Origin of the sequence: Methylorubrum sp. POS3 (assembly GCF_043352485.1) — a bacterium.
GTDB lineage: Bacteria > Pseudomonadota > Alphaproteobacteria > Rhizobiales > Beijerinckiaceae > Methylobacterium > Methylobacterium suomiense.
Map to the genome: position 1 here is coordinate 4838777 of NZ_JAPRBT010000001.1, position 26852 is coordinate 4865628.

At 67.4% G+C, this 26852-nt stretch carries 21 protein-coding genes; 13 read left to right on the forward strand and 8 right to left on the reverse strand.

Going from position 1 to position 26852, the window contains the following annotated elements:
- Positions 1-337 precede the first annotated feature (337 nt).
- Together OWC43_RS22550 and OWC43_RS22555 are read right to left on the reverse strand one after the other, a co-directional pair.
- Positions 338-1753 (reverse strand): flagellin, encoded by a 1416-nt coding sequence (locus tag OWC43_RS22550; RefSeq protein WP_393958397.1) that lies wholly within the window; start codon positions 1751-1753, stop codon positions 338-340.
- Between the two features lie 406 nt (positions 1754-2159).
- The gene (locus tag OWC43_RS22555; protein ID WP_137830180.1) at positions 2160-2453 is read right to left on the reverse strand and encodes a PilZ domain-containing protein; all 294 of its coding nucleotides are present in this window, start codon (positions 2451-2453) and stop codon (positions 2160-2162) included.
- A gap of 147 nt (positions 2454-2600) precedes the next feature.
- On the opposite strand from OWC43_RS22555, the gene OWC43_RS22560 reads away from it, so the two are divergent.
- The 11 genes from OWC43_RS22560 (at position 2601) to fliQ (ending at position 12284) form a co-directional block, all read left to right on the forward strand.
- Positions 2601-3182, forward strand: coding sequence for a hypothetical protein (locus OWC43_RS22560; protein WP_393958398.1), 582 nt, complete (start codon positions 2601-2603; stop codon positions 3180-3182).
- A gap of 105 nt (positions 3183-3287) precedes the next feature.
- Entirely contained in the window at positions 3288-4550 is a 1263-nt protein-coding gene (locus OWC43_RS22565) for a DUF1217 domain-containing protein (protein ID WP_393958399.1), read from the forward strand.
- Positions 4551-4553: 3 nt separating this feature from the next.
- Entirely contained in the window at positions 4554-5279 is a 726-nt protein-coding gene (flgF, locus tag OWC43_RS22570) for a flagellar basal-body rod protein FlgF (protein ID WP_393958400.1), read from the forward strand.
- Between the two features lie 4 nt (positions 5280-5283).
- On the forward strand, positions 5284-6609 hold the full coding sequence (gene fliI, locus OWC43_RS22575) for a flagellar protein export ATPase FliI (RefSeq protein ID WP_393958401.1): 1326 nt from the start codon (positions 5284-5286) through the stop codon (positions 6607-6609).
- 79 nt (positions 6610-6688) lie between these two features.
- Positions 6689-7912: a flagellar hook protein FlgE gene (locus tag OWC43_RS22580; RefSeq protein ID WP_393958402.1), complete on the forward strand. Its 1224-nt coding sequence runs from the start codon at positions 6689-6691 to the stop codon at positions 7910-7912.
- Positions 7913-7996: 84 nt separating this feature from the next.
- On the forward strand, positions 7997-9466 hold the full coding sequence (gene flgK, locus OWC43_RS22585) for a flagellar hook-associated protein FlgK (protein ID WP_393958403.1): 1470 nt from the start codon (positions 7997-7999) through the stop codon (positions 9464-9466).
- Positions 9467-9573: 107 nt separating this feature from the next.
- A complete protein-coding gene (locus OWC43_RS22590) occupies positions 9574-10608 on the forward strand; it encodes a flagellar hook-associated family protein (protein ID WP_393958404.1) in 1035 nt (344 codons plus the stop codon).
- Positions 10609-10655: 47 nt separating this feature from the next.
- The gene (flaF, locus tag OWC43_RS22595) at positions 10656-11006 is read left to right on the forward strand and encodes a flagellar biosynthesis regulator FlaF (protein ID WP_393958405.1); all 351 of its coding nucleotides are present in this window, start codon (positions 10656-10658) and stop codon (positions 11004-11006) included.
- A gap of 65 nt (positions 11007-11071) precedes the next feature.
- The gene (gene flbT / locus OWC43_RS22600; protein ID WP_393958623.1) at positions 11072-11590 is read left to right on the forward strand and encodes a flagellar biosynthesis repressor FlbT; all 519 of its coding nucleotides are present in this window, start codon (positions 11072-11074) and stop codon (positions 11588-11590) included.
- Complete coding sequence (gene flgD, locus OWC43_RS22605; protein ID WP_137830172.1) at positions 11587-12006, forward strand: flagellar hook assembly protein FlgD; 420 nt, start codon at positions 11587-11589, stop codon at positions 12004-12006. The genes flbT and flgD overlap by 4 nt, the downstream gene beginning before the upstream one ends.
- Positions 12007-12017: 11 nt before the next feature.
- Entirely contained in the window at positions 12018-12284 is a 267-nt protein-coding gene (gene fliQ, locus OWC43_RS22610; RefSeq protein WP_137830171.1) for a flagellar biosynthesis protein FliQ, read from the forward strand.
- A gap of 284 nt (positions 12285-12568) precedes the next feature.
- Here the strand turns inward: fliQ and OWC43_RS22615 are convergent, their stop codons facing one another.
- From OWC43_RS22615 to OWC43_RS22625, 3 genes are all read right to left on the reverse strand, one after another.
- Positions 12569-15919 (reverse strand): hypothetical protein, encoded by a 3351-nt coding sequence (locus tag OWC43_RS22615; RefSeq protein ID WP_393958406.1) that lies wholly within the window; start codon positions 15917-15919, stop codon positions 12569-12571.
- A 195-nt stretch (positions 15920-16114) separates the two neighbouring features.
- Positions 16115-16507 (reverse strand): hypothetical protein, encoded by a 393-nt coding sequence (locus tag OWC43_RS22620; RefSeq protein WP_393958407.1) that lies wholly within the window; start codon positions 16505-16507, stop codon positions 16115-16117.
- A 294-nt stretch (positions 16508-16801) separates the two neighbouring features.
- Positions 16802-18961: a S9 family peptidase gene (locus OWC43_RS22625; RefSeq protein ID WP_393958408.1), complete on the reverse strand. Its 2160-nt coding sequence runs from the start codon at positions 18959-18961 to the stop codon at positions 16802-16804.
- Positions 18962-19377: 416 nt separating this feature from the next.
- On the opposite strand from OWC43_RS22625, the gene OWC43_RS22630 reads away from it, so the two are divergent.
- Positions 19378-19815, forward strand: a complete 438-nt coding sequence (locus tag OWC43_RS22630; protein ID WP_137830167.1) for a MucR family transcriptional regulator — start codon at positions 19378-19380, stop codon at positions 19813-19815.
- A 407-nt stretch (positions 19816-20222) separates the two neighbouring features.
- Positions 20223-21080 (forward strand): DUF6456 domain-containing protein, encoded by an 858-nt coding sequence (locus OWC43_RS22635; RefSeq protein WP_393958409.1) that lies wholly within the window; start codon positions 20223-20225, stop codon positions 21078-21080.
- A 30-nt stretch (positions 21081-21110) separates the two neighbouring features.
- Here the strand turns inward: OWC43_RS22635 and OWC43_RS22640 are convergent, their stop codons facing one another.
- The 3 genes from OWC43_RS22640 to OWC43_RS22650 form a co-directional block, all read right to left on the reverse strand.
- On the reverse strand, positions 21111-21542 hold the full coding sequence (locus OWC43_RS22640) for a SufE family protein (RefSeq protein WP_137830165.1): 432 nt from the start codon (positions 21540-21542) through the stop codon (positions 21111-21113).
- Between the two features lie 170 nt (positions 21543-21712).
- Entirely contained in the window at positions 21713-22768 is a 1056-nt protein-coding gene (locus OWC43_RS22645; RefSeq protein ID WP_393958410.1) for a sensor histidine kinase, read from the reverse strand.
- A 159-nt stretch (positions 22769-22927) separates the two neighbouring features.
- Positions 22928-26602 carry a PAS domain S-box protein gene (locus tag OWC43_RS22650; RefSeq protein WP_393958411.1) on the reverse strand — a complete coding sequence of 1225 codons (3675 nt, stop codon included), beginning with the start codon at positions 26600-26602 and terminating at the stop codon, positions 22928-22930.
- Between the last annotated feature and the right edge of the window lie 250 nt (positions 26603-26852).

The window sequence follows — 26852 nt, forward strand, 5'->3', positions numbered from 1 at the left end:
CACGAAAAAGGGCCGCACCCATTGTCGGGTGCGGCCCTTCTTTCTTGGGGGTCCACTCCGACGGCTCGCGGAGGACCGGCCGCACGGGCGGTCAGTCCCCATCGCCTGCGCGGGACAGCGAGAGGGCGTTCTGACCGTGCGAGTCGACGATCGACCGCGACGGGACTCGCCAGCTGCCATTGTGTCTGCCACGCCTTCGGCTTCGTCGATTCCTCCTCGATCTTCCGCTCACGCGAACCGCGTCCCCGGACGCGAAGAAGGGCCGCCCCCGATATGGGAGCGGCCCTTCTTCGTTCGAGGCGGAGACCGGCCGCATGGGCGGCCGGTCCGGATCGCCTTAGCGGAACAGCGAGAGAACGTTCTGACCGTTCGAGTTGGCGATCGACAGCGACTGCACCGCCAGCTGCTGCTGCGTCTGCAGCGCCTTCAGCTTCGTCGATTCCTCCTCGATGTCGGCATCCACAAGGGTACCGATCGTGCGGTCGTTGGCCTTCATCAGGGTGTCGACGAACGACTTCTGCCCGTCGATCTGCGTCTTGTTCGCGCCGAGCTTGGTGCCGGCATCCGCAATCTTGGCGAGGGCCCGCTCCACTTGGGTGATGATGCCGTTTAGCTTTGTGTCACCGTCCGTACCTACTAGGTTCGAGATGTCGATCGACGAGATGGAGAAGGTCGTGCTGCTATCCACCGTGTCGAGGATGCCTCGACCCGTTGAAGTACCGGCATTGGTGCCGTTGCCAATGCGAGCGTCGGTTGCGGCGATGCCCGTGCCAAAGCCGACATCGACAAGCGTATTACCGGTGCTCGCCGCCACGTTTTGGATGGTCAATTGGCCGGTGGTCCCTGAGGTTGCCGCCGCCGTCGTGAAGGTCAAACGGCCAGTGGTGTCGAGCGACGCTTTGACCTTTCCGGCCAGCGCCGTAGCATCGGTGTCAGCCGAGATCTGATTGTTGATCGCATCAAGGACCTCAGTTGTCGTCACGAACTTCAGGTTTACAGCCGCTGAGGCTAGGGTGTCCTTGTTGAGAACGATCTTTGCAGTCGAGCCGTCGCCAAGCGTCAGGTTGAAGGCGACCTCGTTGGTACCACTGAAATCCGCGGTTCCTCTATTTGCGACGGCAGCATCGCCGGGCCGGAAGGCGGCCGTGCCGGTCAGCGAGGTCGAGCCGTATACCTGACCTGCGGTCGCCGCCGTCGTGATGCTGGATGCGTTCAAGTCGTAGAACTTGATCGCGTTCACGTCGATGGAGATCGTCGAGAACGTCACCAAGCCGTCTGCCGCGCGCGAAAAGCCGGCGACCACGTTCGGCTTGGCCTGGTACGACGTGTTGGTCGCGGCGGAATTGACCGAGAGCCAGTTCTGGCCTGACGAGGTCGAGGAGTCGGCCGTCGCCTTCATCTTGTCCTGGATGTTCTTGATCTCTACCTGGACCTTGGCACGGTCGACGCCCGGCTGCATCGCAGTCTGCAGCTTGAGGCGCAGGTTCTGCATGTCGGACAGGATCGAGTTCAGGCCGTTATAGGCGGTGTCGACCGCCGAGGCGCCGATGCCGAGGGAGTCCTTCACGGCCGACAGCGAGGCGTTGTCGGTGCGCACGGTGGTGGCGATCGACCAGTAGGCAGCGTTGTCGGCGGCGCTGGAGACGCGCTGGCCGGTCGAGACGCGGTTGGAGGTGGCGTCGAGCTGGGCGTTGATGCTCTTCAGCGTCGTGAGCGCCGTCATGGCGGAGGTGTTGGTCAGCAGGCTGGACACGGAGAGGCTTCCGATCAAAGAGAACAGGAGGATTTGTGGAACCGGGCTCACACCGGTGCGGCCTCGACGGTCCGGGAGGGACCGGGGCGAGCCCGAAAGGCCCGTCCGCGCCGCGCATCACACCTCCGGCCTCGCACCGGATCGGCAGGACGGACATCATGTCCCTGAATCCGTGAGGATCCACCCACCGGCCTGTCATCGGAGGGCGCCGCGGTCTGGCCGGGCCGCCTCTCGATATGCCGAGGATGGCGGCGATCCGTTACAAAATGCTTAAGCAGTCCAGTTTTCAGATGCGGCGGCGCGGTGCTTGAACAGGCATCGGCTCAACAGATCAGATCGAACGCAGCGCCCCGATCATCTGATCCTCGCGGATGCGGATTGTGAGGAAGGCGCGCCGCGCGCCGAATCACGGCTCGAAGGTCACGCCCGCAAAGTCCCCCCGGCGCCAGCGCAAGCGGACCGTGAGCGTGCGCAGATCATGCGCGGCGATGACGAGGGGGAAGGTTTCCGGCAGCGCGATTTCCGGCGCCACGCGGAGCTTGGCGCCGGTCCGCGACAGGTCGCGGACCTCGCAGCCGACCAGCCGCTCAGGCCCCAGCACGATCCGGCCCTGCTGTGCGACACGGCGGCGTTTGGCCAGCCGCGCGACCGGCGGCGCATCGCTCCCCCCTTCCCGCACGTCATCCCGAAGATCGGCCATCGGCGTCGCCCCCTGTCGCGAGGCTTATACAATCCTGCGCGTGGCTGTCATTTCGAATGGACCGATTAAGATTTGATTCACCCTGATCAGATGTTTTGTTAAACTAGCTCAGGCCCGCGCCCGCGGGATGAGGCTGGCGAGACGGATATGACGACAGACCCCCGGCGCCCGGTTCCCCGCTCGATGCCCCGGCCCGTGGCCCGGCCGGTTGCTCCCCCCGCGGAACGCGCCCTCGCCAGCGTGATCATGGCGCGGCGCGCCCGGGAGGCGGCCCTGGAACGGGTGCTGCTCGGCGGACTCGTCCTCTTCGCCCTCACGGCCAGCGGCTTCGCCGGCTACGGCATCGCCACGGGCAGCCACGCCTACGACGTGCGCGCCGTGCTGCCCGAGATCGCCGCCCCCTTCGCCTGGAAGAAGACCTTGGTCGAGGGTCGGGTCGCCAGCGCCGATTTGGATCCGTCCACGACAGGGTCCCTGCCGGATCCGGCAGTGCCGCCCCGGATTGGCGGGCCCGCCCCGATAGAGCGGCCGGCTCCGCCGGCGGCGAGCGGCTACCTCCTGCGCCGGGTCGCCGACGGCATCGCGACACTGGAGAACCGGGACGGATCGCGTCAGGTCGGGATCGGCAGCAATCTGCCGGGTGCCGGCCGTGTGCTGTCCATCCGGCGGACCGCCGCAGGCTGGGTCGTGATCACCACCGAAACGATCATCGGTCCCCAGGCGCTCTGACCGGTCATTCTCGTCCGGGTGAGCAAGCCTGGGACAAGCGAGACGCCGTAAGCCTCGGGATGCAGAGAGGCCCCGGATCGCCGGGCCCGCCCGAGAGGTCCGCTCGTGACCGACACCCTCACGCGCTACCGCCTGATCGTCCAGGATCTCCCCAACTCCCTGAAGCGAAAGGCGGCCGAGCCCACCGTCTCCCGCGACACCGCCTATTACGAGGCGAATATCGGCAAGGTGCGCACGGTCGACGACCTGATGGCCGACCGGCGGCTCTACACCTACGCGATGAAGGCCTACGGCCTGGAGGACATGACCTACGCCAAGGCCTTCATGCGCAAGGTCATGACGGAGGGGGCGGGCAGCCGAACGAGCTTCGCCAACCGGTTGTCGGATGACCGCTACGTCGCCATCGCCCGCGCCTTCAACTTTGCCACGGCCCTCTCGGCGGCGGGCACCGACCCGGAGAGCTTCGGCAAGGCCGCCGTCCCGGCGAGACTGAGCGCGCGAACCGAATTGGCTGAAACGACGGATTTCAGCGGATCGCGGGAAGCACGCTTCGTCATCGAATCGCGCATCGACGCGACCACGGTGAAATCCGTCACCATCACGCTGAACGCCAAGACCCTCACGGGCACGTCCTCGGATCTCAAGAAGGTCACCCGAGACGAGATCGCCCAGGCAATCAACGCACAGATCTCGGCCACCGGCGATACCGGCCTGAAGGACAAAGTCCAAGTCGGCATCGGCGTGAACAAGACCCTCTTCTTCGAGACCAAGGCCTTCCAGAGCCTCGGGGCCGACGAAGTACCCGGCGGCACGGGGCGGAATGCCGACATCACCGTCTATGCCGGAGGCAAGAACCGGACGATCGCGATCCGCAACGTCGCCCTTACCGAGGCGGACCGGACCGCCGTCAATGTCGGATTCGGCACGGATCTCGGTCCCGAGGCCTCGGCCAAGATCGTCACCGCCGCCTATCTGCGGCAGACGCTGGAGGACGACGCGGGCAGCGAGGATACCGGCGTCCGCCTCGCCCTCTACTTCGCCCGCATGGCGCCGACCCTTTCCAGCGCTTACCAGATCCTCGGCGATCGGGCGCTCAGCAAAGTCGCCAACACGGTCGTCGGGCTGCCACCCGCCAGCGGCGCGCCGACCAAGGGCGCGCTGGCAGCGCGGGCGAAGCTGATCGCCGCGAAGATCGACTTCGCGAGCTTCAGCGACCCGAAGAAGGTCGACGCCTTCGTGCAGCGCTTCGCGGCGATCTGGGACGCGCAGAACGACACTCAGACCGCGCCGGTGCTGGCCCTGTTCTCCTCGCGCGGGATCGACGCGGAACTGCTGGGCCAGATGCAGACGACGCGGCGCGGACGATAGGCCATGCAGAGCAGTCTCTACGTTTCCCTGTCGAGTCAGATCGCCCTCGAAAAGCGCCTGACCACCACGGCCAGCAACGTCGCCAACATGGCGACGGCGGGCTACCGTGCCGAAGAGGTGAAGTTCGCCGAGCTCGTGGCGCGCTCGACCCGCGGCGAGGTCGCCTTCGTCAGTCCGGGCACGACCGGGATCTCCCGTGCGGCCGGCCCCATCACGAAGACCGATTCGCCCCTCGACGTGGCGATCCAGGGCGATGCGTGGCTCGGTATCTCCGGTCCGAACGGCGTCACCTATACGCGCGACGGGCGCCTGACGATGGATGCCAACGGGCAGTTGCGCACCGTCACCGGACGGGCCGTGGTCGATCCCGGCGGCGGCCCCGTCACCCTCGACCCGCAGGCCGGTCCACCGACGATCGGGCGCGACGGCAGCCTCACCCAGAACCGCCAGCAGGTCGGCGCACTCGGCCTCTTCACCCTCGAACCGCAGGCGAAAATTTCGCGCGCGGCCGACAACGCGGTCGCGTCGAGCGTCCCCGGTCGGCCCGTCCAGGATTTCACCCGGCACGGGATCGTCCAGGGCTACGTCGAGGGCGCGAACGTCAAGCCGATCCTGGAGATGACCCGCCTCATCGCGATCCAGCGCGCCTTCGAGAGTGCGGCCACCCAGACCTCGGAGGCCGAGAACACCCTGACCGGCGCGATCAAGACGCTGGGGCCGCAGGGCTGAACCGATGACGAACGCCATCGAGCGCCTGGAACAGGCAATGGAGGCCGGCCGCCGCGACCTCGCTCTGGCGCGAGTCAGCGGGCCGGTGCACGAGATCACCGCGAGCACGGCGCGCGTCGGCGGCATCTCGGCTTTCCTGCGCCTCGGCGACCGCGTCGGCTTCACCACGGAGGGTCGTACCCAGATCGGCGAGGTCGTCCGCATCGACGCCGGGGGCGCGACCGTGAAGCCGTTCGAGGCCCGCATCGCGGTCGGCATCGGCGCCCGCGCCCACCGCATCGGCGCTGCCCGCATGCGACCCTCGCCCGGGTGGAAGGGCCGGGTGATTGACGCCCTCGGACGGCCCGCCGACGGGCGCGGCCCCCTCATCGAAGGTGACGTCGAACGGCCCCTCGACGCCGATCCGCCTGCCGCGATGACCCGCGCCCGGGTGGACAAGCCTCTGCCCACGGGGGTTCGGGCGATGGATCTGTTCACACCGCTCTGCGCCGGGCAGCGCATCGGCATCTTCGCCGGGTCCGGCGTCGGCAAATCGACCCTGCTCGCCATGCTGGCCGGGGCCCAGGGCTTCGACAGCGTCGTGGTGGCTCTGGTGGGCGAACGCGGACGCGAGGTGCGCGAGTTTCTCGAAGGGCCGATCGCCGCCGCCCGCGACCGGGCCGTCATCGTCGTCTCGACCGGGGACGAGAGCCCGATGATGCGTCGCCAAGCCCCGAAGGTCGCCCTCGCGGTCGCCGAAGCGTTCCGTGATCGGGGCGAATCGGTGCTGCTGATCGTCGATTCGGTGACGCGCTACGCCCATGCCGCCCGCGACGTCGCCCTCGCGGCCGGTGAACCGGCGGTGGCGCGCGGCTACCCGCCGAGCGTCTTCTCCGACCTGCCCCGATTGTTGGAGCGGGCCGGTCCCGGTGCCGAGGGGTCGGGGACGATCACCGGCATCTTCTCGGTTCTCGTCGATGGCGACGATCACAACGATCCGGTCGCCGATTCCATCCGCGGCACGCTGGACGGCCACATCGTGCTGGACCGGGCCATCGCCGAGCAGGGCCGCTATCCGGCGATGGACCTGCTCGCGTCGATTTCCCGGCTCTCGGGCGAGGTCTGGACCGGGGATCAGCGCGAATTGGTACGCAAGCTCAAGGGCATGATGGCCCGGTACGAGGAGACCCGGGATCTGCGGCTGATGGGCGGCTACCGCGCCGGCAGCGATCCCGAACTCGATCAGGCCATCACCCTGGTGCCGCGCATCTACGAGGCGATGCGCCAGGAGCCCGGTCAGGAGCCGAGCCGGGACGCCTTCCTGGAACTCGCCCAATCCCTGCGGGGATGAGCGCGGCCCGCCCGTCCAGCCCCACGCAAGCGACCGGGTGTCAACTGCACCGAACAGCATCGATCACCGAGGTGTCCGTATGAGTCTCAACGGCGTGCTCCGCACCAGCGTCTCTGGAATGAACGCCCAGTCGAACCGCATCGCGACGGTGGCGGAAAACATTCAGAACGCCGGGACCACCGGCTACAAGCGCACCTCGACGGAGTTCTCGTCGCTGCTCCTCGAATCCTCGGATCGCGGTGCGTACAATTCCGGGGCGGTCGAAACGACGATCCGTCGCTCCATCAGCGAGAACGGAGCGCACGCTGGCACGTCATCGGACAGCGACCTCGCCATCACCGGAAACGGCTTCTTCGTCGTTCGAGATCAGGGCGGGTTGCCGTACCTGACACGCGCCGGGAGCTTCGTGATCGACGGTCCGACCGGCAATCTCGTCAATACGGGCGGCTTCACCCTGATGGGCTACAGCCTCGCCGACGGCGAGCCGGCCCCGATGCTCAACGGCATCACCGATCTTCAAACCATCAACATCAAACGCATGGGGCAGGAAGCGCAGCCGTCCTCCGCCGGCACGGTCTCGGGCAACCTTTCCGACGAGACTCCGGTGGCCGCCAGCGCGCCGCCCGCCGTCGCGACCTACTCTAAGAAGAGTTCGCTCAAAGTCTACGACAATGTCGGTCAAGCCAAGGTCCTCGACGTCGTGATGACCAAGACCGGCACCAAGGAATGGTCGGTCAGCTTCTACGACCAGGCAAACCCCGCGACCTACCCGGGCACGCCCCTGACGACGACGACGGTCAAATTCGACAGCATGGGCCAGACCTTGGGAACGCCGATCGCCACCGTGACCGTCCCGAACGGCCAAGCAATGAAAATCGACCTGTCGGGCATCACCCAGCTCTCGGGCGATTTCAACCTGTCCGGCACCGCCAACGGCTCGTCACCGATCTCCGTGACCGGCACCACCTTCGGGAGCGACGGCACCGTCTACGCACTCTACTCCAACAACACCAAGAAGGCGGTCTTTAAAGTACCGCTCGCCGACGTCGCGAGTCCGGACAATCTCAGTCCCCGTGCCGGCAACGTCTTCACCACCAGCGTCGATTCCGGTGAGATTCAAGTCGGGTTCGCCGGGCAGAGCGGCCGGGGTACCATCAAGTCTCGCGCCCTGGAGCAGTCGAACGTCGATGTCGGTGCCGAACTGACGTCGATGATCGAATCGCAGACGGTCTACACTGCCAATTCCAAGGTGTTCATGACCGGAAACGAGATGATCGAGACCTTGGTGAACCTCAAGCGCTAACGGGTCTCGCCCGTCCGCTGAAAAAGCGCGCCGACGGCGATCGGCGGCGCGCGCCCCTGCCGAAGAACGATCCGGATACGACCGATGGGTCTCTCCCTCGCCCTCAACACCGCGCGCGCCTCGTTGGCCGCCACGTCGACCCAGATCGCGGTGTCGGCCCGAAACGTCGCGGGCGCGAGCGACCCGGGATACTCGCGCAAGATCGCCGCCCTCGTGGCAAGCGGGAATGGCGGCGCGACGGTGAGCATCACGCGCGCCACCGATGCGGCGCTCTACGCCCGGACCTTGGCGGCCCAATCGGCCGCGGGCCGCGGCGAGGCCCTGCTCGAGGGCGTGACGAATCTCTCCCGCACGATCGGCGACACGGAAGACGCCGATTCGACTGCCGCGCGCTTCGCGAGCCTGGAGGCGGCCCTGCAGGCGGCCGCCAATCAGCCGGATTCCGACGCCCTCGCTCGCGCCGCCATCGAGGCAGCCAAGGCCCTGGCGGGCAGCCTGAACGAGGCGGCGAACACCGTACACGCGGCCCGGGCCCAGGCCGATGCCGGCATGGCGGAAGCGGTCAGCCGCATCAACGATCTCCTGGGCCAGTTCGACCGTGCCAACGCGGCGGTCCGGCGGAATCTCGCCATCGGTGCCGACTCCACCGATGCCCTGGACGATCGCGACCGCATCCTCACCGCCCTGTCGGCAGATATCGGCGTCACCGCCATCGTCCGTGACGGCGGAGACGTCGCCCTCTACACCGATAGCGGCGTGCCCCTCTACGACCGCGGCGCGCGCACGGTCAGCTTCTCCCCCACCAGCACCTTTGCCGCCGATACGGTCGGTGCCGTCGTCGTGATCGACGGCGTAGCGGTGACGGGGGTCGGCTCGCCCATGCCGCTGACCTCGGGACGGCTCGCCGGGCTCGCGGCTTTCCGTGACGGGGTGGCGCCTTCCTACGAGGCGCAGCTCGACGCCATGGCCGGCGGCCTGATCGCCGCCTTCGCCGAGGCCGATCTCGTCGGCGTCGATGGCGGCCCGCGCGCCGGTCTGTTCACGGTCGGCACCAGCGCCACCCTTCCGGATGGCACGGCGGCCGGCCGGCTCGGCCTCGCCGCGCGGATCTCGGTCAACGTCGCGGTCGATCCCGCAAAGGGCGGCCAGCTCGCCCTCCTCCGCACCGGGGGAATGAATGGGACCGATTACCGCGACCCGAGCGCGGGCAGCAATGCGGCCTATGCGGGCCGCCTGCGGGCCCTCGTCTCAGCCCTGACTGCACGGCAGACCGTCGATCCGGCCATCGGATTGGGCGCGGCGCTCAGCCTGCCCGATCTGGCCGAGGCCTCGACCGGCTGGATCGAGGGACAGCGCAAGGACATCAAGGAAGCCGCCGCCTATCAGAAGACCCTGCTGTCCCGTGCGAACGAGGCGCTCTCCAATGTGGCGGGCGTGAACGGCGACGATGCGACCGAGCTGACGCTGCGATTGGAACGCTCCTTCGCCGCATCGGCCAAGCTCATCGCGGTCGTGAACGAACTTCTGAAGACCCTTCTCGACGCGGTTCGATGAGCCCGTACCGCCTTCCTGATCATGCGATCGCGTGAGCGGCCTGTCCCGCCCGTCCGTCCTCTCCTCTCGCTGAAGCGGCGACCAATCCAAGGGATTTCACGCGCGCCATGATGACCACCGGCTTCATCTCCAGCCTCAATCTGTGGAACGCGCCGCGCGCTGGCGTCTCACGGCTCCAGAACGAGCTGGCCGACGCCTTCCGCGAGATCAACACCCAACGCCACGCCGATATCGGCGCGACCCTCGGCGGCGGGGTCACCGACGCATTCTGTTTGCGCCGTCAAAATGCGGTTTTGGCGGCTTTGACCCAGAGCAATGGGACGGCCTCGCTCCGGCTCGAAACCAGTCAGGCCGCGCTCAAGGCGATCCAGACCGATGCCGATGCGATGCTGGAGGAGCTTTTGGCTCTGTCCGTCGACAAGCGCGCGGCGGCCATCGTCACGCCCGCCGCGACCCGGCTCGCCACGCTCGCCGCCTCGCTCAACACGAGCGCCGCGGGTCAATTCGTGTTCGGCGGAATCGACACGGAGGCGCCGCCGCTGGTCCCTTACGGGGGGAGCCCGACCTCGGCCACCAGGACGGCGGTACAGACGGCTTTGGCTGCGGCCTTCCCCTCGGGGAAGATCAATGCCACCGCGGCGGAGATGACGGCGTTCCTCGATGCGCTGCAGGCCGGGCCGTTCAGTGCAACCGGCTGGAGCCAATCCTCGGGTGCGTCGGACCAAACCTTTGAAAGCCGGATCTCGCTCTCGGAAACCGCGACGACCTCGGCCTCAGCCAATGCCGCACCGCTGCGGGACCTCGCCCTGGCCTACGTGATCGGTTCGGATATCGGCCTCTCCGATTTCCCCGCGGAAGTGCAGGCCGCGGCCAGCGCCCGGATGATCGATCTCCTCGGCCGCGCCAGCCGGGGCCTCGTGCAGATGCAGGCAGATCTCGGCATCAGCCAGAGCCGCATCACCGAGGCCAACCTGCGCATGGACAAGCAATCCAAAATTCTCACCAGCCAAATTCTATTGCGGGAAGGCGTCGATCCGGTCGAGGCAAAATCCCGCGTCGATGCCCTGAATACGCAAATTCAGATGTCCTACGGACTGACGGCCCAGCTGCGCAGCCTCAACCTCATCCATTACCTTTCGTAGACACGTCACGCACGCGCTTTACGGAAGCTGACGGAGTATCGGACCCGATGTATCGCCTGTCCTATTCGGAAATCCTGGAGGACGCACCCGATCTCGGCCGTGAGCGGGAACGCGAGGCCTTCAATCGCGCCCTCGATCTCCTCCGCTCCGCCGAGGCCCGCGGACCGCAGGCCGTCGCCGAGCGCTCGGAGGCGGTCGGCTACGTCCAGAACCTGTGGAACCTGTTGGTCTCGGACCTGCTCGATCCGGAGAACGGTCTGCCAGAGGGCCTACGGTCGGACCTCGTCTCGATCGGGATGTGGACCATGCGTGAGGCCGGCGCGGTCCTGACCACCCCCGAGCGCAGCCTCTCGGCGTTGATCGAGGTCAATACCTCGATCCGCGACGGTCTCCGGTGAGGTCGGCCATGCCACGGGGGAACGGCAAGGCGGAGAAACCGTCGCAGCGATCGACGGCCCGGACCATGCACCTCAATCTGCGGGCCGGTGAGCGGGTCTACATCAACGGCGCTGTGGTGCGGACCGATCGCAAAGTCACCCTCGAACTGATGAACGACGCGACCTTCCTGCTCGAAGGCCACGTCCTGCAGGCCGAGGAAGCGACGACCCCCCTGCGCCAGCTCTACTTCGCGGCCCAGACGATGTTGATCGATCCGGCCCAGGCCGCGCTCGCCCGTACGATCTTCGAGACCTTGCGAGGCGGCATTCTCGCCGCAACGTCGGAGTCCATGATCGTGTCCGGACTGACGACGGCGCACGCCTTCGTCGAGGCCGGTCGTCCGTTCGAAGCGCTCAAGGTGATCCGCGCCCTTTACAAAGCGGAAGCCGCGCTGATCGACGGCGCGCAACCCGCGCCGATCCTTCCGGCCACCCTCCAGCCCTCCGACCGGATCGAACCCCGCCGACCAGCCAGTCGGCCACACCGCACGGTGCCCAACCCCGACCTGAAGGTCTCCAGAATGGCGGAAGAAGTCAGCCCATGAACATTCTGAACAGCACCGACAGCGCCACCGCCTCCTCTGGAACCAGCACCGCGGCAGCGGCCAAGGCCGCCACATCGGTCGCGTCCAAGCTGAATGCGGACACGTTCCTGCGCCTGCTGATGGCTCAATTGCAGAACCAAGACCCGACCAAGCCGATGGATTCGACCGAGTATGTCGGTCAGCTTGCGGCCTTCTCGCAGGTCGAGCAGGCCACCAAAACCAATCAGAAACTCGACTCGCTGCTCTCCGCAAGCTTCCTCGATCAGGCGGACGCCATCATCGGCCGCACCATCACGTCGAGCGACGGAACGATCTCGGGCGTCGTCGGCTCGGTGCGCGTTACGAGCGATGGGGCCATCGCCAAGCTCGCCGATGGCCGGGAAATGCTCGTCGCCTCCGGCATCTCGATCCGCTGAGCCCGGGACGGATGAACGAGGTCGATGCACTGGAACTGGTCCGCTCGGCGATCTGGACCGTGCTGATCGGTGCCGGTCCCTGCGTCGGCGCCGCCATGCTGGTCGGCATCGTGGTGGCCCTCCTGCAGGCGCTCACGCAGATCCAGGAAGTGACGCTCACTTTCATCCCGAAGATCGTCGCCATCCTGCTGGTCTTGCTCGTGACCGGCACCTTCGTCGGGGGGCAGATCCACGCCTTCGCGGAGATGACCTACGGGCGGATCGCGACAGGATTTTAAATGGTGGATCGAGCAAGGGTGGGACCGGGCGTCTGAAGCTGTCGAGACTTGCCGCCCGGTCCCTCAAAGCCTCGACCTTGGGAAGGACAAAAGCTTCGACTTAAGTTCATATCACAATATCGATATCGCCGTGAGGGCGAAAACCGATTTGGACCACTCGCGCGTGGCCCTGTTCACCGCTTTCAATCGCCAAGCTTCCCGATGGTTCCCTTCGCAGCGGCATCCGGGACGGTGCGAGCGGGGAATTTTGTTGTCAATGCAGACTGTTCAGCCCTCGGTGGAACTCATCCTGGCGGCTGCGCCCCCGGAACATCGGCCCGCGTGCCCGGCGCCTCACTGCCACGCTCCGGGACAGCGGTTTCGGGATAACGCTTGCGGTACTCGGCGAGGAAGGCGGCCAACGTCTCGGCCTTCGTCGCCTTGAGCGCGGCGTCGCGGAAGGCGGGGCTGCGGACGGCATCGGGACGTGTCAGCATCGCGAAGGTGCGGGCATCCGCGCTCTCGGCCATGGAGCCCGAGAATTTGGCCTTCAGCCGCTCGAGACCCAAGCCCTCGCCCGCGAGGCCGTAGGCGATGGCGGCGCGGATCACGTCCCCCTGCGCCGCTTCGTCGAGCGGCTTGCCGGCCCGCCACACGGGTCCGAGCAACAATTCATGCGCCTCTCCGGCCTCACGCCAACGCCGAGACGCCCACAGAATGTCGGCGCGGAGGCGCTCCGCATCGGTTCCGGTCTCACCCTCGATCGTCTCGAGCGCCAGATCGGTGCGCGACAGATCGGACAAGGCGCGCGCGCGCAGCAGGGCACGGGCCCGACGCAGATCCTCGGGCAGGCCCGGCACATGCGTGGCGTCCAGCGTCGCCAGAGCCTCCAACGGCTTGTTGGCCATCAGCCGGATCGTCGCCAAGCGTGCGGACACGGACGACCGGGCCGGCCCGCTCAAACGGTGATCGATCTGGTATTGCAGCAGCTCATCGGCCGATTCGAGGAGGTCGAGCGCCACCAGACGGTCGGCGAGCTTTCGCACGATCTCGTCGGCCCGCCGTCCGGGGGGCGCGAATTCCTTGAAATCGAAATAGAGCGCCAAGCCCTCGATCCCACCGAGCTTCTCGGCACGGGCACCGAGGAACAGATCCTCGAACACGGTCTGGACGCGCTCCCGGAGAGCTCGGATCGGGGGGGCGTCGGGGGCCAGGGCGACGCCGCGGCGCGCAATGCTGAACATCTTACGCCAGCGGCCCGCCTCCTCGTAGAGCGTGCCCAGGGCGGCGATGGTGCCGATCTCGGTCGGGCCTCCATGCCATGTGAGCTGGAGGCCCTCCAGACGGTCGATCGTGTCGGGTTCGGCCGTCTTGCCAAGCGCATGGCCGAGCGAGCTCGCCCGCAAGGTCGCCGCCGCCGCCACGGGCCAGATGGCCTGCTGGCTCAGGGTTTCGTAGGTCGCGAGCGCGGCGGTGACGCGGCCGGTGGCCTCGTCGATCCGGGCCCGCAGCAGGGCGATCCGGTCACGCATCGCATCGCTCGCCCCACGGCTCGCGGCGGACGAGGCGCGGGACGCCTCTTCCCAGTCGCCGAGTTCGATCGCGGTTTCCGCCGCGACGACGTTGAACTGAGAGACGATCTCGTCGGGATAGCGCCGCAGCACAGCGGCGGCGGCCTGGAATGCGGTTCGCGCGTCCTTCCATCGCCCGGCCTCCGCATCGAGCAGACCGCGCCACAACCGCGCCTCCGGGTTGTTGGCGAGCGGGCTCGCCGTCAACAGCGGGCGGGCTTCCTGAAACCGCCCCATCCGCGTGAGCAGAATGCCGCGCATCAATCCGGTCAGCGGATCGCCCTCGATCACCACGTCGTCGCGAGCCGCCGTGCTCAGGGCTCCCAGAGCCTCGGCGTCGAGCCCGTTGGTCATCAGGATCTTGGCCAGCGCGAGATGGCGTTCACCCCGTTCGCGACGGCTCGCTTCGCTGACACGATCGAGGGCGTCGCGGAGTTCCGTGCGGACGTCACCGCGCCGGTCCCGCTCCCAGGCATCGTTGTCGATCACCAGCCGGGACACGGCACCGACCGGCAGATCGGCAGGGCGCAGGCTCGCGGCAGCCGCCATGACATTGTCCGTGCCGGACAGAGCCATGCCGCCCTCACGGCCGATGATGACGCCGTCGAGATCCGGGTGAACCGTCACATCGTCGGCAATGGCGAGCACCGCGAGGCCGACCCGGCTCGGGATCAATTCGAAGTCGACGAAGCGCTGAGCCTTCGCGACCCCCGCCCGCGGCAGGCCCTCGGCGGTGACGACGGCGATGCGCTCGCCGTCGAGGTCGAGCCAGCCCGCCGGGCCGACGCCGGGCAGCGGGACGGCGATGTCGAGCCGCTCCCGCTGCGCCTGGCGCCGCTGCGCGGTCAGGCTCTCGCTCGGCATGGTGCTCTCACCCGAGACCAGTTCCCACCCATCCGGCTCGGCAACTGGGAAGAGATCGACGAGGCGACCGGCGGGCTTGGTGAAGCGCAGAACGATGAAGCCGTCGCTGACCACGGGCGCACCGAGGGCGACGAGGTCGGCCGGGCCCTTGGACGGCAGCGCGACCGGGTCGGTCGTGGCGAAGACCAGCGTGACGATACCGGCCCGCTCGAACAGGGCGGCCCCCACCCGCTTGGTGAAGGGGAAGACGAAGCCCGACCCCGCCTTGGGATAGGTGGGTTCCACGGTTCGGGCCGGTGCGGCGGAGGAAACGGGCTTCACCGACGCGGCGGGTTCCGGGGTTTGCGCCGAAGCTGCAGCCGCCGGAGAAGCCGCGACCGGAGCGGCCGGCACGGCCGGGAGTTCGGCCGGCTTGATCGGTTTCGTCAGGAAATCGATGGTCAGAAGGTCGCCGTCTCGGGCCGTCGCGATCGAGACACCCTCGGCCGGCATGGCGAGGATGCGGGCTTCTCCGCCCTCGGCCTCGACGGACACGCGGCCGAGCTTCGGATCGAACCTTCCTCGAAGGCTGCGGTCGTCGATGCGCCAAGCGCCGGGCAGCGTCAGCCGCGTGCCCGAACCTTGCGGCGTGAAAGCCGCCGCGCTGCCTTCGGGCAGGTTCAGGCTGAGCCGGGTCCGCACCGCATTGTGCGACAGCTCAAGTTCCAGGGGACGGTAGACCGGCGGGGGCGTCTGCGCCTTCAGGCGCGCTTCCGCAGCGGCGGCCCGACGGGCGAGATCCGCCACCACTTCCGGCGGCAGCGGTGGTGGGAAGCCGCTCCAATTGTCGGGCAGAAGATCGACGAAGACCTGCTCAGCGGCATCTTGGACGTTGATCCGGTAGCCCTTCTGAAGCGCGAGGCGCATCGCCGAGCCGTCCGGGTCGCGCCGCACCGCTGCGACGTAATCCGGCATTCCGGCAGCGATCCGCTCCGGACCGGCGGTGACCGCCTCGCTGAACCCCAGCACCAGGACTGCGCCGGACAGCTTCGCCTTGACGGCGACGGGGGCATCGAAGGTGAGAACGATGCGGCCGTAGCCCTCTGACTGGCTGCCCTTGGCGGCGACGAGCTTGGCGGCTTCGGCCGCGTTGGCGGACAAGCAGAGGCCGAGTGCGAAACCGGCCCGCAATGCGGTCCGAACCGGCCGTAGACGCGGCGCTCGCCCGGACCCTCCCTCCATCGCCCCCGCCCAACCTCACGGCGGTACGGACCGAACCGGGCCCGCACCGCCATACGCCACTCGTGCCGGGCACTCTCGCGCAACGCGGTGAATGGGCGCTTAAGGCGCACGAACCTCGTGGCAGCGCTCGCGAAGGACTTTGGCTGGGCTTTTGGAAGGCTCGAGCGAACAAGACTTCAGAAGCAGCGGGGCCGATCAGGAGGCCTTGCGCAGGACGAGGCCGGGAATGCTGGTTCCCTTCTCGCCGAACAGTTCGGCCGCCTTTCGGCAGCTCTCGTCGACGTTCTTCCGATAGGCCTCGGTGTAGCTCATGCTGCGCATGAGCAATTCGCCCTTGGAAATCGCATCGATGTCGACCCCCATGGCAGCGACGACGGCCTTGAAGCGCTCGTAATCGGGCCGGACCTCCTGGCAGGATTCACCGACGAAGCGGATGAGCCCCGCGAGCTTCGCCGCATTGGCATGCTGACGGTCGGGCTCAGGCTTGGCCGCCGGCGCCTCCGTCGTGGAATTCTTGGGGGCTTCCTGAGCGCTCACCGCCAGCGGCAGCACCAGAAGAAAAGCCGCGGCGGCGGTGAGATGCTTCATGGGCGCGTTCCTCTCTCACGACGGACTTATTATTCCGTCTTTATTGTCGATAGCCGCAACGTAGCAGAGATCGTCCGAGATTTCCGCACGATCATCGCGTCGGGTGTCGATGCAGGTTGCGAATCGATCACGCCATGACTTGGCAGCGTCTTGGTCCGATCGCAGGTCGTCGACCAAAACCCATCACGCGCATCCCCCCCGCGCGGGAGATGGTCTGGCCGACCGGGCTACCGAGTTGGAATTGAGGCGCGGGTCTGTCCGGGACCGTGAAGAGGGCCCTGGACAGGCAACACGTCAATGTCCGGCCTGCACGCCGTCCTTGGCCGCCGCCGACGCCATCAGGGCGAAGGCGTAGATCAGCCCCACCTCCTCCAAGCGGTCGAAGCGGCCGGCGGCGCCGCCATGGCCGGCCTCCATGTTGATCTTGCACAGGATCGGGCCACCCCCGGTCATGGTGGCGCGCAGGCGTGCGACCCACTTCGCCGGCTCCCAGTAGGTCACGCGGGGATCGGTCAGGCCGCCCAGCGCCAGGATCGCCGGGTAGTGCTTGGCGGCGACGTTGTCGTAGGGCGAGTAGGACAGGATCGTCGAGAACGCCGCCTCGCTCTCACCCGGATTGCCCCATTCGGGCCATTCCGGAGGGGTCAGCGGAAGGTCGGCATCCAGCATGGTGTTGAGCACGTCGACGAAGGGCACGTCGGCGACGATGCCGGCGAACAATTCGGGCGCGAGATTGGCCGCCGCCCCCATCAACATCCCGCCCGCACTGCCGCCATGGGCCACGATGCGCCCCTGGGCGGTGTAGCCCGCCTCGATCAGGGCGCGCCCGCAGGCGACGAAATCCGTGAAGGTGTTGGGCTTCTTCTCGCGCTTGCCGTCGAGATACCAATTCCAGCCCTTCTCGGTGCCTCCCCGGACATGGGCGATGGCGTAGACGAAACCACGATCGACGAGGCTCAGGAGATTGGTGCGGAAGGCCGCCGGCATCAGCGTGCCGTAAGAGCCGTAGCCGTAGAGCAGCAGGGGCGCCGAGCCGTCCAAGGCGAGATCCCGGCGGTGGATCAACGAGATCGGGACCGTCTGGCCATCCTCCGCGGTAGCGAACAGGCGACGCGTCACGTAGTCGGCGGGTTCGTGGCCGCTCGGGACGCTCTGGCGCTTGCGCAGGATACGGGCCCGCGTGACGCAATCGTAATCGTACGTCTCGGAGGGCGTCGTCATCGACGAGTAGACGAAGCGGATGCGGTTGGTCTCGAACTCGTAGCCCGGTAGCAGGCCGAGCGAGTAGGCCTCCTCGGCGAACGACACCGTGTGCTCCTCACCCTTGAGGTCGCGCACGACGATGCGGGGGAGGGCGTTCTCCAGTTCGAGGCGGACGAGGTGGTTTCCGAGCACGTGAAGGTGCCGGATCATGACGCCGGGGCGGTAGGGCACCGCGTCGACCCAGTGGGCGCGCGCGGGCGTCTCGAGCGGACAGGTGACGATCTTGAAATCCACGGCCCCGTCCGCATTCGTCAGGATGACGAGATGCGAGGCCCAGTGCTCGACGGAGTAGATCAGGCGATTCTCGCGGGGCGCGACGACGGTGAGCGCAGCCTCGTCGTTGGCACGGTCGAGGAGGTGGACTTCAGCGGTCTCGTGATCGCTCGCCGTGATCGTGAGATAGGTGCCCGACTGGGTCCGGCCGATATTCACGAAGAAACCCGGATCGGCCTCCTCGTAAACGATGGTGTCCTCGGCCTGATCGGTGCCGAGGCGATGGCGCATCACCCGGGCCGGGCGGTGGTTCTCGTCGAGGGCCACATAGAAGAACGCGGTACCGGCGGCGTTCCACACCGCGTCGCCAGCGGTGTTCTCGACGCGCTCAGAGCGATCCGTCAGGGTGTCGAGGTCGCGCACGCGCAGCGTGTGAAGTTCCGAGCCCTTCGTGTCGGCTCCCCAGGCGAGCAGACGGTGATCGTCGGAATGGGCAGCTCCCGAGATCTCGAAGAAGGCGAGCCCCTCACCTTCGCGATCACCGTCGAGCAGGATCTCCTCTCCGGTCTCTCCGTCGCCCGCCTCCTCGGCGATGCGATGGACGGTGCGCGGACGACGGCAGATCAGCGGGTGCTGTCCGCCCTGACGATGCCGGGTGTAATAGGCGAAGGGGCCGTCCGGATCGGGCACCGAGCCGTCATCTTCGCGGATCCGCCCCCGCATCTCCGCCACCAGAGCCTTGCGCAGGTCGCCCGCCCAGCTCAAAGCCGCCTCGGCATAGGCGTTCTCGGCTTCCAGATAGGCGCGGATATCGGCGGGCAGCGTCGAAGGATCCTTCAGGACATCGCGCCAATTCTCGGCCTTCAACCACGCGAAGGGATCCTCGATCTGTCGGCCGTGCACCGTGAAGGTGTGGGGACGCGCCTCCGCCTTCGGGGCATCGGCGGGCAGGGTGAACGGGGGGATCGCGAGGGTCATATCCAGGCCTGAGCGTCGTGTGCGCCGGGTGTGCCGCGCGCGACGCTCGCCCGCAAGACGCCAACGGTCGCGGACTCGCTTCGCAAGACCAGCGAATGTCGATTCGGCGCACTCGCCAATGCGTGCAGGAAACCGAACTCCGCAGGCATTGCGAATGTCAATCGATCGTCTCCCCAAGGCGATGACCGTGTTGGGGAAACCATGCGCATGACACATCCTGCATACCCGGCCTGTCTTGCAGGTCTAATTTAAGTGTTCTAATTGGAGCGCGTGATTGCGGGGGGCGTCACACTCAATCGAAGACGTGCGGGCCGCGCGCACAGAGCCGCCCTTTCCTGCTCGAACTCAGCGTCGTTCTTGGGAGACGGTCGCGCTGCGTCGTGTGCGGGCACCGCATCAAGGGACAGTATCGAACCATGAACGAAACCGAGACGCCGGTCGACTTCGTCGTCCTCACGGCCGACATCGTCGCTGCCTACGTCAGCAAGAACCCGGTGCCGGCGGGAGAGCTTGGCCACCTGATCGGCGCGGTCCACGGCGCGCTGCTGCAGATCGGCACCGGTCAGGTTGCGGCCAAGATCGAGCCCAGCGAGCCGCAGCAGCCGGCGGTGCCGATCAAGAAGTCGGTCCAGCCCGATTACATCGTCTGTCTGGAGGACGGACGGACCTTCAAGTCGCTCAAGCGCCATCTCCGGGCGAAGTACAACATGTCGCCGGAGCAGTACCGCGCCAAGTGGGGCCTGCCGCCCGAGTACCCGATGGTCGCGCCGAATTACGCGAAGGCCCGCTCCGACCTCGCGAAAGCGATCGGGCTCGGCCAGCCCCGGCCGGGCAGTTACGACGAGGCGGCTTGACCCCGAAAACCTCGGTCACCTCCGGGCATGCGCTGACCGATTGACCGAAGCATTTCTGAGCATCGAACATCCCGTCGCACCGAGATCCGGGGCGGCGGGTTTCTTCTTGGGCCAGGCCGACTCACGTTATCAACAGCGAAGTTCGCGGCCATCGCTCAAGGCATTTTGCAGTCCGACGGAGCTTTGCCGGCCAATGCCAGTGTGATTTCCACTCTTCCTTGCGTCGTCGTGTGCGCCCTGTACGGCAGCGCGTGCATCATTGCTCGATCCCCCGTTGCGAACGACGGTTTTGGCCGGCAGAACACAGCGTGACGCTGCAACCCAGAGGCGCAGCGTAAGTGTGTCAAGGCTTGTATTAGGATCATTGTCCTTTAGCCTTCGGATGTCGGTGTCTCTCAGGTGGCGCGATGGCTATAGAACAAAACACGAACAATCTTGATGACGCGGTGGGGCGCGGGCTTGGTCGCGAAGCGGAACGGTTGCTGGCGGCTCTGGCACCGGAGGGGGCCTATGCCTTCCCGGATCCATCGATGCCGGAGACGCTGATCGTGCGCGGGGGCGGTCGAGGCGTCTCCCTCGGGGCCGGACGATTTCCCGCGAAGGCTGGGGAAGCGCTGGTCGCCGCAGACCTCGTTGCCCGCGACGACGGACGCCGCAACCGTCTCGTCATCGGCGCCGCCGGCCGTGCCCGGCTTCGGCGGGCGATGGAGCCGCGGGACGAGGCGTTCCGATGGCAGCACCTCGCCCCGATCAGGGAAGGGTCGGGCTCCGAGGAGCGGCTGCGCGACGCCGCCGAGAGCCCCCTTGCCTGGATGGCGCGCCGACGTGGCCGCGACGGCGAACCGATGATCGATGCGGCTGCCTTCGCGGCAGGCGAGCGGCTGCGCGATGACCTCGCCGCAGCGCAGATGCTGCCGAGCGTCACTGCCGATTGGTCGGCCCAGCGGGTCGATGGCGGAGGTCCGCGCGACCCATCGGCCGCGACCGACCGAACCATCGCGGCGCGCCAGCGCGTCGACCAAGCCCTCGCCGCCGTCGGGGCCGACCTTTCAGGCCTGTTGATCGATCTCTGCGGGTTCCTGAAAGGGTTGGAGCGGATCGAGGCGGAGCGCAAATGGCCAGCCCGGTCGGCGAAGGTCGTCGCGCGCATCGCCCTTCGGCGGCTGGCGGAGCATTATGGTATCGAGGTGGAGGCCCGTGGCCCCGAGCGCGGGCGGACGCGGCTGTGGCGTGCCCGAACCGAGGCGGGGGATCGAAAAGACTGAGCTGTTGCGACGGTGAGGGTCGGCCGCTTGTCAGGCCTGCGCCGAGGAGAGGCGTCCCGCATCCCGATGAATCCGCTCCACCATGGCACGCACGCCGTTGGAGCGCTTGGAGGTGATGTGGGCGCCGAAATCCAGCCGCTTCAGCAGCTCGAATCCATCGGCGGAGAGCGCCTCTTGGGGGGTCCGGCCGCTGTAGAGGGCGACCATCAAAGCGACGAAGCCCTTGACGATATGGCTATCGCTGTCGCCTGCGAGGGTCAGGCGCGGCGCATCCGCCGCCCGGTCGACGGAGACGTCGAGCCAGACTTGGCTCTCGCAGCCATGGACACGATACTGGTCGACATGCCGATCGGCCGGCAGGGCCGGCAAAGTCTTGCCGAGTTCAATCACGTACTCGTAACGATCCATCGGATCGTCAAGAATTTCAAAGTTTTCGATAATCGTGTCGAGGTTCGGCAGCATGGCTCACGGAGGATGCGAGGGGACCTGCCCGATATAGGCCTGATGCCCGCTGGAGCCTAGGTCGCCCCCCTGCGTGACAAAAGCCGCCCCGAACCTGGAGCGAGGCGGCGCGCCGGTCACATGCGTCCCGCCGATGACCTCGTCCCGAAGGATACGCTCGCGACGGGCCGTTACGACCCCGAGGGTGCCGTGACGGGTCGAACCTCGGGGAGTTGCAGAATGAGCGGGTCGGCGGTGGTGGCGGTGCCGCTCACCGCGATCTCCGCCTGGGCGGCATAGGCGGCGATCAGCCGGGGGCCGAGCATCGGTACACCGGGTTTTCCCGCCGCCGCGGCCTCACCACTTCCCGAGATGATGGTGAGGCGCACGGGAGCGTCGACATTGGCCTCGACGGCGATGGCAATGGAGCAACTTACCGTCTCAGTGGTGGCATCGAGACATTCGGCGACCACTTCCGCCACGATCATGCCGAGGGCATTGGCCGTCCGGGGCTCCACGAGACTCGTGCCTGCCCCCTCAACCATCACCCCGATACGGCCGGGCCGACGCAGGCTGCCGAGCCCGGAGGCGAGCCGGCGAAGGTAATCCCTGAGATCGATGGAGGCGATATGGGGCGCCTCGTGCAAGTGCTGCTGCACCAGGGCGATCGCCCGCACGCGCTGTCCGAGCGCATCGAAGCTCCCGCGACAGGCTTCCGGCGCCGCGCGACCGTAGAGGCCGATCAGGCTGACCATCACCTGAAGGTTGTTGCGCACCCGGTGATAGATCTCGGCGAGCAGCGTCTCCTTCTCGATGAGCGCGCGTGCCGACTCTTCCTCAGCGTTCTTGCGGTCCGTGATGTCGAAGCAAGAACCGAGATAGCCGTGAAATTCGCCACCATCCTGGAGCGGTCGCCCGGTATCGAGCAACCACCGATAGGCTCCGTCATGGCGCCGCAGCCGGTACTCGATGGTGAAGGGGATGCGGGCTTCGAACGCCGCCGCGACGATGCGGGCATGACGCTCGAAATCATCAGGGTGAAGCCCCCGACGCCAGCCATCATCGAGTTCGTCGTCCAGCGAACGCCCGGTGAACTGAAGCCAGGACTCGTTGTGATAGACGCTCCGGCCGTGATGGTCCGTGCGCCACATCATCAGCGGCACGTGGTCCGCGAACCGGCGAAAGCCGTCGCCCAAGTCGAACGGACCCGACCCGTGTGTCGCCTCCGATGGAATCTCCGCTGCCATCCGGTGTGTTCGCTCTGCCTGACGCCTCGAACGCGCCGTTTCGCGGGTTACGCGCCGTTCAACGTACGCGAACAAGGCCCGTTCCGACCTGTCCACAAGTCGACCGAGCTTGGCCGCAAGATAAATCCGGTCGCACCCTTTCACGGCGCATCTTTTTTTTCACGTTAGCTCGATCATCGTGCGGATGCGGGCGGCGAGCACCTCCACCGGGAAGGGCTTCGTGATCATCTGCATTCCCGGATCGAGGCGGTCGCCGCCGAACAGGGCATTTTCGGCGTAACCTGTGATGAAAAGGACCTTCAAGTCCGGTCGACAGGCCCGGGCCTGTTCGGCAAGCTGACGCCCGTTGAGACCGGGCAGGCCGACATCGGTGATGAGGAGGTCGATGCGGGTGACCGAGCGCAGGATGCGCAGGCCCGACGGCCCGTCCGGGGCCTCGATCGCGCGATATCCGAGTTCCCGCAGCGTCTCGATGACGAGGTCGCGCACCACCGGCTCGTCCTCGACCACCAGCACCGTCTCGCCTCGCCCCGGAGCAGGCGCTGCGACCACCGCGGGCGCAGCCGCAGCCGTAGCTGGAAGTTGCCCGAGGTAGCGGGGAAGATAGAGCTGCACGACAGTCCCCCGGCCCGGCGCGGATTCGAGTTGCGCATGGCCGCCGGATTGGCGGGCGAACCCGTAGATCATCGACAACCCGAGGCCGGTGCCCTGCCCCATCGGCTTGGTGGTGAAGAACGGCTCGAAGGCGCGGGCCACCACCTCCGGCTCCATGCCGAAGCCGGTGTCGCCCACGCTCAGGCACACGAAGTCCCCCGGCACGACATCCGCCGGTACTCCCGCTCCCGTGCCGTCGAGGGTCGCGTTGTCGGCGCGGATCACGAGCCTGCCGCCCTCCGGCATCGCGTCGCGGGCATTGATGGCAAGGTTGAGGATCGCGTTCTCGAGCTGGTGGGGATCGCACAGGGTCGGCCAGAGATCCGGCACGGCATCGATCGCGAGGCGCACGCCCTCCGAGAGAGTGCTGCGGAGAATCGCCTCCATATCCGAGATGAGCGCGGTGACATCGACCGGCGTCTGCTCGAGAGGCTGCCGGCGGGCGAAGGCGAGCAGGCGATGGGTCAGCGCCGCCGCCCGGTGGGCCGAGGAGAGAGCGGCCTCGATGTAGCGGTCGATGGCCTCGATGCGCCCCTGGCCGATGCGGGTGCGCATGAGGTCGAGGGAGCCGACGATGCCCGTGAGAAGGTTGTTGAAGTCGTGGGCGATGCCACCGGTGAGCTGGCCCACCGCCTCCATCTTCTGCGCCTGACGCAGCTGTTCCTCGGCGAGGCGCTGCTGGGTGATGTCGCGGCCGACCATGTGGAACCGATCTCCCTCGGGCACCGCCGTCCACATCACCGTGAGCTGCTGCCCGTCCTTGCGCAGGACGCGATCGACGAAGTCGGTCACGGGTTCGTGGGCGGCGAGACGGTGCAGAACGGCGCCGGTCCGGTCCCGGTCGTCCGGGGCGATCAGGTCGAGGAACGGGCGGGCCAGGAGTTCGGCCTCGCTCCAACCGAGTAGGCGTGTCCAGGCCGGGTTCACGCTGCGCAGATAGCCGTCGAGCCCGGCGGTGCCCATCAGGTCGGTGGTCGTCTGCCACAGCCGGTCGCGCTCGCGCGTGCGGGCATCGACCTCGCGCGCGAGCACCTCCTCCATGCGCTTGCGATCGGTCACGTCGAGGGCGAACAGGTAGGCGCCGTCGGTGGTGCCATCGGGCCTCGACCGGGGGCGGTAGCGGATCTCGGCGACGCGTCGCCGCCCGTCCCGATGCGGCCAAGCCCGCTCGAACCGGGCCTCCACACCCGCGAGCGCGCCCTCGAAGCGCAGACGATCCGCCTCGTAGTCATCACCGATCAAGTCGGCGAGGCTACGCCCGTCCGGCGTCGCGTCGTCCGTCCCGAACCAGTCCACCCCGGCGGCATTGGCGAAGCGGCAGCGGCCCTCACCGTCGAACAGGGCGATCAGCACCGGCAGGGAATCGGCGATCAGGCGCAGCTCGCCGGCACGGGCCCGCTCGGCGAGTTCCGCCTTGGCGCGTTCCACGGCATCCCAGACTCGCTGCGCCACATCCTCGACGAGGGAGACTTCCTCGGGCGACCAGGATCGCGGCGCCGGCTCGTGCAGATAGACGATCGCCTGCAATCGCCCGTCGCGGATCAACGGCACGACGATCAGCGCATGGCAGCCGATCGAGTCCCAGGCGGCGGCGTATGGGGGGCCGGCGCGGGGGTCGACGCGCTGATCCTCCACCACCACGGTGCGGCCCGCCCGCGCTTCGGCGACCAGCTCCGGCCCGAAGCCGTCGAGGATGCGCGATTCTCCCGCAAGGCTCGCCATCGCCCCGTCGCGGGTCCAGTCGCGCTCGACCCGAACGACCTCGCCGGATTCGTCGACCGCGCCGTAGCCGACCCGCGCCGCGCTCAATCGGGTGCCGAGCGCCGCGGCGGCGGCGAGCGTGACGGCGACGGGATCCGGAGCCTCGCGGAGCAGATCGTTGAGGGACAGGAGGAAGGCCTGCCGCTCCTCCCCCAACTTCCGGTCGTGGATGTCGGTGCAGGTGCCGAACCAGCGCATGATGCGGCCGGTCCCGTCACGCAGGGGCTTGGCAAGGCCGAGCACCCATCGGTACCGGCCGGAGCGGTGGCGGAGCCGGTACTCGATCCGATAGGTCTCACCGGTCGCGAGGCTGTGGCGCCAAGTCGCCCAGGCGCGCTCCTGGTCTTCCGGGTGGAACATACCGTTCCAGGCCTCGCCATCGGTCGAGCCGGTCGGCATCCCGGTATATTCGTACCAGCGAGCGTTGTAATAATCGTGGAAACCGTCCGGCCTCGTCGACCAGATCATCTGCTCGACGGTGTCGGCGATGCCGCGGAAACGGTCATCGCTCTCGCGCAGGGCCGCCTCGGTGCGCTTGCGCTCGGTGATGTCGAAGCTGACCCCGGGAAACCGCGTCGGGCGCCCCTGTGCGTCATGGGCACAGCGCCCCTCGGCGGCGGCCCAGCGCACGCTGCCATCGGCCTGGATCAGACGATACTCGGCAGAGAAGGGTTCGCCCGTGCGCAGGGCCTCCTCGATCCTGTGCCGAACCTCCGGCAGGTCGTCCCCGTGGATGCCGCCGAAAAAGGTGGCGATCGGCGCACCGACTTCGGCCAGGGCGGGATCGACGCCGTAGAGGCGGGCGAAGCGGGCATCCGCCGTGATCCGATCGGCAGCCACATCCCAATCCCAGATCCCGATGCTGCCACCGGCCGCGAGCGCCATGTCGAGGCGCTCGTCGCTGCGCTGACGGGCACGCTCGGACAGAACCTCGGCGGTGGTTTCGGCGGTGATGCAGATCAATCCGGCGATGGCACCCGAATCGTCCCGCACCGGAGAGTAGGTGAAGCTCCACCACGTCTCTTCGGGGCGGCCGTAGCGATGCATCGTCAGCGGCAGGTTGCGCTGGGAAACGCTGCGGCCGGACAGGGTCGTCTCGACCAGCGGGCCGATATCGTCCCAGAGATCGGACCAAATTTCCCGGAAGCGTGCCCCGAGCGCCCGTTCCTGCCGGTTGCCGAAGATCGGGCGATAGGCATCGTTGAAGAACACAGTGCCGTCCGGCCCCCAGGACAGGAACATCGGCGCCGGACAAGCCAACATCGTGGCCAGGGTGCTGCGCAGGCTGATCGGCCAAGTCTCGAGCGGGCCGAGGCTGTGTCCTGACCAGTCGTAGGAGAGGATCTCACGACCGGTCTGCCCACCCTCGGTGAGGAAGGCGAGGGAAAGGGGCACACCCTCCGGCGACGGAACGCTCATTGGCTGTCCCAGCGGGCGGGACCGAAGATGAGAACGGACAAGGCAACCGGACGGGGTCGAGGCACGGGGCGAGCTATATCGAATTCCCATGGCCTGCGTAAGCGCGGCCGGGACGGCACCGCCATCCCCAATGCTTTCGATTGTCCACAAGTCGACCGGCGCCGCACAATACTCAGGCTGCACAATTCGCAACATGTGCGATGCCGAATGTGCCCGTCCTCGGCCAAATTACCCGGCGATATCTCACATT